General features: G+C 66.1%; 7 protein-coding genes and 1 tRNA gene. 5 read left to right on the forward strand and 3 right to left on the reverse strand.

Annotation, left to right across the window (positions count from 1 at the left end; translation table 11 throughout):
* Nucleotides 1-2 precede the first annotated feature (2 nt).
* The 3 genes from pstC to AC11WY_RS15330 form a co-directional block, all read right to left on the reverse strand.
* Entirely contained in the window at nucleotides 3-974 is a 972-nt protein-coding gene (gene pstC, locus AC11WY_RS15320) for a phosphate ABC transporter permease subunit PstC (protein WP_482927036.1), read from the reverse strand.
* Between the two features lie 76 nt (nucleotides 975-1,050).
* Nucleotides 1,051-2,079 (reverse strand): phosphate ABC transporter substrate-binding protein PstS, encoded by a 1,029-nt coding sequence (gene pstS / locus AC11WY_RS15325; protein WP_482927038.1) that lies wholly within the window; start codon nucleotides 2,077-2,079, stop codon nucleotides 1,051-1,053.
* A 294-nt stretch (nucleotides 2,080-2,373) separates the two neighbouring features.
* Nucleotides 2,374-2,598: a twin-arginine translocase TatA/TatE family subunit gene (locus tag AC11WY_RS15330; RefSeq protein WP_482927040.1), complete on the reverse strand. Its 225-nt coding sequence runs from the start codon at nucleotides 2,596-2,598 to the stop codon at nucleotides 2,374-2,376.
* Nucleotides 2,599-2,915: 317 nt separating this feature from the next.
* Here AC11WY_RS15330 and AC11WY_RS15335 point away from each other — a divergent pair, with 317 nt between their 5' ends.
* The 5 genes from AC11WY_RS15335 (at nucleotide 2,916) to AC11WY_RS15355 (ending at nucleotide 6,420) form a co-directional block, all read left to right on the forward strand.
* Nucleotides 2,916-3,911, forward strand: a complete 996-nt coding sequence (locus AC11WY_RS15335) for a sugar phosphate isomerase/epimerase family protein (RefSeq protein WP_482927042.1) — start codon at nucleotides 2,916-2,918, stop codon at nucleotides 3,909-3,911.
* A 44-nt stretch (nucleotides 3,912-3,955) separates the two neighbouring features.
* A complete protein-coding gene (locus AC11WY_RS15340) occupies nucleotides 3,956-4,288 on the forward strand; it encodes a hypothetical protein (RefSeq protein ID WP_482927044.1) in 333 nt (110 codons plus the stop codon).
* 2 nt (nucleotides 4,289-4,290) lie between these two features.
* Nucleotides 4,291-5,145, forward strand: coding sequence for a MurR/RpiR family transcriptional regulator (locus AC11WY_RS15345; protein ID WP_482927046.1), 855 nt, complete (start codon nucleotides 4,291-4,293; stop codon nucleotides 5,143-5,145).
* Between the two features lie 7 nt (nucleotides 5,146-5,152).
* Nucleotides 5,153-6,010, forward strand: a complete 858-nt coding sequence (locus AC11WY_RS15350) for a PfkB family carbohydrate kinase (protein WP_482927048.1) — start codon at nucleotides 5,153-5,155, stop codon at nucleotides 6,008-6,010.
* Nucleotides 6,011-6,330: 320 nt separating this feature from the next.
* Nucleotides 6,331-6,420 (forward strand) — tRNA-Ser (locus AC11WY_RS15355).
* Nucleotides 6,421-6,908 lie beyond the last annotated feature (488 nt).

Here is a 6,908-nt window from a genome sequence, read left to right on the forward strand (position 1 = left end):
CCTCAGAACTTGTCCGCGCGGCCGATCAGCAGCTTCGCCAGCGCCAGGACGCCGAACGACAGGACGAACAGGATCAGGCCGAGGGCAATCAGGCTCGAAAGTTGCAGGCCATCGGCATCGCCGAAGCTGTTGGCGATCTGCGCCGAGATCGTGGTCGAGGGCGAGATGATCGAAGCCTGCAGCCGGGTCACCGAACCGACGACGAAGGTCACCGCCATCGTCTCGCCCAGGGCGCGGCCGAGGCCGAGCATGATGCCGCCCACGAGGCCGAGGCGGGTGTAGGGGATGATGATGTAGCGCACCACCTCCCAGGTGGTCATGCCCATGCCGTAGGCCGACTCGCGCAGCATCGGCGGGACGGTATTGAACACGTCGCGGGTGATGGCGGTGATGAAGGGCAGGATCATGATCGACAGCACGATGCTTGCCGTCAGCAGGCCGATGCCGGGGGCCGGCGGCTGGAACAGGGCGCCGATCAGCGGCACCTGCCCCACGGTGGCGATCAGGAACGGCAGGATGGAACTTTGCATCAGCGGCACCAGAATGAACAGGCCGACGATGCCGTAGATGATCGACGGCACTCCGGCGAGCAGTTCGATCGCGGTACCGATCGGGCGGCGCAGGCGGTCCGGCGCAAGCTCGGTCAGCACGATCGCGATGCCGAAGCCGATCGGCACGGCGATGGCCATGGCGATCAGCGAACTGATCAGGGTGCCGAGAACCGCGGGCACCGCCCCGTAGATGTCGCGCGGGGCGCTCCAACTGGTGCCCCACAGGAAGGACAGGCCGAACTGGCTGAAGGTCGGCCAGGCCGCGATCACGAGAACGACGAGGATGGCAATCAGCAGGCCGACGACGATCGCGGCCGAGGCAAGGGTCATGGCGAAGAAGATCGTATCCTGCCTGCGCATCCGCCGCGAGATCGCGGCAAGGCGCGCCGCTTCCGGCCCGGCTGTCTCGGTCGTCACTGCCATGGATTGCGCCCCCAGGTCCGTCATGGAAAGCGGGCAGAGGTCACCCCTGCCCGCCGACTTTGCGCGACTGCGCGGCTCACTTCACGCCGAAGTCCTTGCTCCAGGTGCCCATCACGACCTTCGCAACGGCATCCGGGATCGCCACATAGTTCAGGTCGGTCGCGTTCTTCTGGCCCTTGGTGTAGGCCCACTTGAAGAAGTCCAGCGCGCCGGCGTTGGCGGCCGCGTCGACGGGGGTCTTGTAAAGCATCACCCAGGTCGAGGCGGCGATCGGCCAAGAGGTGTCGCCGTCCTGGTTGGTGATGATCAGGTTGAAGTTCTTCGCATGCGCCCAGTCAGCGTTGGCCGCGGCGGCGGCAAAGCTGTCGAGGCTCGGCTCGACGGTCTTGCCCGCAGCGTTCTTCATCTTCGAGTAGCCCATGTGGTTGGCCACGACATAGGCGTATTCGACGTAGGAGATCGAACCGGCGGTCTGCTGCACGGTGGTCGACACGCCTTCCGAGCCCTTGGCGCCGAAGCCGACCGGCCACTCGACGGTGGTGTCGGATCCGACCTTGTCTTTCCAGTCCGGCGAGACCTTGCTGAGGTAGTTGGTGAAGTTGAAGGTCGTGCCCGAACCGTCGGCGCGGTAGACCACCGAGATCGGCATGTCGGGCAGCGTGGCGGACGGGTTCAGCGCCGCCAGCGCCGGGTCGTTCCACTTGGTGATCTTGCCCAGGAAGATGCCCGCAAGCGTCGCGCCGTCGAACACGAGATCGCCCGGCTTCACACCGGCCACGTTGTAGGTCACCACGATGCCGCCCGAGATCATCGGGAACTGGGCGATGCCGTTCTTTTCAAGGTCGGCGTCGCTCATCGGCTTGTCGGACGCGCCGAAGACCACTGTCTTGGCCAGCAGTTGCTTGATGCCCGCGCCGGAACCGATCGACTGGTAGCTCACCTGGTTGCTGGTCTCGGCCTTGTAGCTTTCGGCCCACTTCGACATCACCGGAGCGATGAAGCTCGAACCGGCACCGGTGATGTCGGCGGCGGCGGACACGCCGGTCAGCGAAACGCCGATAGCGGCGGCGGCGGCACCGACGACGAATGTTTTGATGAAGCTCACGGCAGTTCTCCTGGAACAGGACAAGGAATGGGTCGCTGTCTCCAAGCCAGGGCGACTGCGGAGACGCGGCCCGGATAATCCCTTCATGTGACAGTCCGATGACGGTTGCGTCACATCTTCTGTCACAAATGCCGGTGATGCGGGGGGCACGGGTGCCGATGGCAAGGATCAACGCAAAAGGCCCGGCAAAACCGGGCCCCTGCACATCGCCTCGCAGTCATCGCGATCAGGGGCACCGCGCTGGAACCCCCGGCCCGGTTTGCCCGGCCCGCGTGCTCCGGCAGGGTTGCCGGATCAGGCCTGGACCTTGTCGGCCTCGGGCGTCACGTCGCGGGCCTGGGTCGGCGCTGCGGTGGCCACCGGATCGACCTCCTTGGCGCCTTCGCTCACGCCGCGCTTGAACGCGGTGATGCCTTTGCCGAACTCGCCCATTAACGCGCTGACCTTGCCGCGGCCGAACAGGACCATCACGACCAGTGCGATCACGAGGAGGTGGGAGATACTGAGACCCTCGAACATCGTCTGCTCCTTCGAGAGCGGAATACTCTCGCATCAACCCGAACCTTCTACCGCTCCCGGCAGGAAGATCAAGCGCAACCCGCAGGTGCGGCGATCACGTCGCAGTCAGGCGGCGTTGCGGCCGGGCTTTGGTGCCCGACTGTCCTGCGGGAGTCACCGCGTGACTCCGGCCCGTCGGTCAGTGCAGGCGCCCCGGTTCGAGCGGACCCTCCCGGTCGCGGCCGCCCCGGCCCGCGCATGATGCGGCCCTGGTCGAGATGAAATTGGACTTGTAACTTTACGGATTGCTGGATATTTGTATTGTCTTGGAGGATCACATGCTCGGACGTCGCTTCGCCACACGGATCAATTCCTTTGCCTCCGGGGCCTCGGCCTATTGGTCGGGCCTCTCGGGCGCACCTTCTCTGGCGATGCTGGTCGCTCGGGCGGCGACGGTCGAGGGGCTGAGCGAACTGGATCTCAACTTCCCGGACCACATCGGCGACGATCCGGCCGAGGTGGCGAACGTGGTGCGCGACCACGGCCTTTCGCTCAGCGGCCTGGCGATGCGCTACTATTCCAACCCCGCCTACAAGCGCGGCGCCTTCACCAATCCCGACCCCGCCGTGCGCCGCGCCGCCATTGATCTGACCAGGCGCGGCATCGACGCCGCCCGCGCGATGGGGGCGCCGATGATGACGCTGTGGCTGGGCCAGGACGGCTATGACTACGCCTTCCAGTGCGACTATCCCGCGCTGTGGGAGGCCGAGATTGCCGGCCTTGCCGAGGTCTGCGCCCATGACCCGGACTGCCTCATCTCAATCGAATACAAGCCAAATGAACCCAGGGCTTATTCCGTTCTTCCGGACGCCGCGACGACGCTTCTGGCGATCGCCGAAGTGGGTGCGGCGAACCTTGGCGTGACGCTCGACTTCGCCCATTCGCTCTACGCCGGCGAACAGCCCGCCTTTGCCGCGGCGATGATCGCGCGCGAGAGCAAACTCCTCGGCCTGCATCTGAACGACGGCTATGGCAAGCGCGACGACGGCCTGATGGTCGCCTCGGTCCATGAACTCGCGACACTGGAACTGCTGCGCGAAGTGGCCCGCGCCGGTTTCGACGGGGCGATCTACTTCGACACCTTCCCCGATGCGTCCGGCCTTGACCCGGTGGCCGAATGCGCCGCCAACATCCGCACCGTTCGCCGCCTGCTCGCGGGCGTGCGGGCCCTGGAGGGCGACAACCGCCTGTCCGAGGCGCAAAGCCGCCAAGACCCCGTCGCCGCCCAGGAAATCGCGCGCATTGCCGCAACCAAGGGGGCGATGTCTGACTAGACTTTACCAACCATCATCAAGTCGTGTTGAAACGGGCGGACCCAATGCGCCACTTTCTGAAAGGCGCCCTGACTGCGGGCGGGATCGACCTGTCGGTGGGCCCGGTGGCCGCGCTCACCGCCACGCTGGCCGCCGCCATGATGGTCGGCGGCGTCCCGATCCCGCTGGCCCTGCCGGGGGCGCTTGCCGTCGGGGCGGCCTGCGGGTTCGTCAACGGCACGCTGATCGGCTGCATCATCCTCGGCACTTTGCGCAACGGCCTGACGCTTCTGAACGTGCAGGCCTTCGACCAGTTGCTTGCCACCGGTATCATCATCATCATCGCCATGCTGATCGACAAGTTCGCATCGGGCGCCGGGGATGGGAAACAGGGGTAAGCATGGGTGATCCAAAGGCCGTGGGCGCGCAAATCCGGATGAAGCTGCCAAGCCTGACGCCGCTGGAAGGCAAGGTCGCGGCCGACATCCTGGCCCGCAAGGACATCGACGAGACGACCCCCTTGCGCGAGCTCGCCGAGAAGTCGGCGGTGTCCGAGGCGATGGTGGTCAAGGTCGCCAAGAAGCTCGGCTTCGCCGGCTTCCGCGACTTCCGTCAGGGGCTGGTCGATTACTACCGCTCCGACACCGCCGCGCTGCATTCCGAAATCTCGGAAACCGACACCGCCGGCGAGATCGTGCAGAAGGTGTTCCGCACCGCGATGCAGGCGCTGGAGGAAACCTTCGCCATCCTCGATCTGCAGGCGTTCGAGCGCGCCGCCGATTATCTGGCCCGGGCCCGGCAGCGCGACTTCTACGGTCTTGGTGGTTCGGCCCAGATCGCCCGTGACGTCAGCCACAAGTTCCTGCGTATCGGCATCCGGTCGTCGGTCTTCGATGACGCCCACATGATGATGATGTCGGCCGCGCTGTTGACGCCCGACGACGTGGCGATCGCCTTTTCGCACTCCGGTTCGACCTCGGCCGTGCTTGACGCCGCCGAGATGGCGCGCCGGAACGGCGCCCGGGTGATCGCCGTGACGAATTATCCCGAAAGCCCGCTGGCCAGGATCGCCGATGTGGTCCTGTGTTCCACCGCGCAGAACTCGCCCCTGTTGGGCGAAAACGCGACCGCGCGGATCGCCCAGTTGAACCTGCTGGATGCGCTGTTCGTGGCCGTCGCGCAACGCGACCGCAAGGCCGCCGACCTCAACCTTGCCCGCACCATGCGCGCCGTCCAGTCCAAACGCAGATCGTGAGCGACAGATGCCGATCGTCCTGACCGTGGGAAGCCTGCACTACGACATCATGGTCGAGGCCGATCACTTGCCGCGCAAGGACGAAACCGCCATCGGCTCGCACTGGTATCCCAAGTTCGGCGGCAAGGGCGGCAATCAGGCGGTCGCCGTCGCCAGGGCGGGTGCGGTCAGCCGCATGGTCGGCGCCGTCGGGGATGACGATTTCGGCGTCTTCCTGCGTCAGGCTCTGGCGGCCGCCGGGGTCGAGCACACCCATGTCGCGCTCATCCCCGGCACCGGATCAGGCATGAGCGTGGCGATTCAGGATGGTGCGGGCGACTATGCCGCCACCATCGTCTCGGGTGCCAATCTGCGGATCGACCCCGCCAGCCTTGGCGACCCGGCGATCTGGGTCGATGTCGGCCTTCTGGTGCTGCAGAACGAAGTGCCCGAGGCGGTGAACATCGCTGCCGCCCGCGCGGCGCGCCGTCGCGGCCTCCGCACCGTGCTGAACGCCGCCCCGTTTCGCGCGCTGTCGCCGGAGTTCCGCAGTCTGGTGGACGTTCTGGTCGTCAATGCGGTCGAGGCCGAAATGATGGGCACCGACAGGGTCTGCTGCCTGCACAGCGCCGCCGACGCCGCCCGCAGCCTGGCCGCGCAGTTTGAATCCGTCATTGTCACCGCCGGCAGCAAGGGTCTCGCCGCCTGGGGCGCCGCCGACGAGATCCTGCAATTGCCTGCGGAGAAGGTGACTGTCGTCAGCAGCCATGGCGCGGGCGATGCCTTCATCGGCACACTCAGCGCAGCACTCGCCAACGGCGCGTCGCTGGAAAACGCCTGCCGCACCGCATCAGCCGCCGCCGCACGCCACGTCGCCGGCGGCTGACGGCGCCGCTTTCGTCGGCCCGGGGCGGGACTGCCGCCGGGCGCCGAGGGTGGCGTCCATCAGACACGTGCAATTCCGGGATGGCCATCTGGAGCAATCCTGCCGACCGGGGCCCGCCACGATCGGCCGAACACGGATATCCTTCACCGCCGACGCGTCAGGGATCGGACCCGGCCACCGCGAGCCCGGCCACCGCGAGGGCGCCTCCGGCAAACCCGGCCGGGTTCGATCGCGGCCAGCACCCTGCCCGGCGATTGAAACCGCGACGCCCGTTCCTTTCCCACTTGCCCCCGCTTGGCCCGGCCATTAAACGGTTCAGCGGAGCTGTGGCCGAGCGGTCGAAGGCACACCCCTGCTAAGGGTGCAGACGGGGAACCGTCTCGAGGGTTCGAATCCCTTCGGCTCCGCCACCCAGACCGGTCTCTGTCCCTGCTGTTCCTGTTGCGGCGGATTTTGCCCGTGTTTTCGGGGGTTAGTCGGCCGCCTTGACATCCGAGACGCCTGTTCGCGCGCGTCATCGGCCAGTTTCCATGCCGCGTCTCCGCGGAGGTCTGGAGCCGGTTCGGTTTGCGCGGGCGCTCTGTGGAAACAGGGAATAATCAGGGTAATCGCGATTCTTGCGGTGATTTCCCGTCATTGGAAGCCGGAATCGCCCTACGATTTCCGCATGTTGCGAGCCAATTCCCTGCTCTGGCGGAACAGGGAATTCTCTCTCGCCGATCAGGGATAGAAATTCCCCCGAACAGGGTAAGTGCGCATTTCGCGGAAAGTGGGCGCTGATTTCGCGCGATCTCGGGCACGGGTTTCGCGCCATCGTGGGCAGCCATTTCGCGATCATGGGCAGGCTGGCCGACGCTTTCAGGGAGTCAGGCTTGAGCGGTTTGGTCAAGTGCTTTCG

Source organism: Solirhodobacter sp., assembly GCF_964715405.1.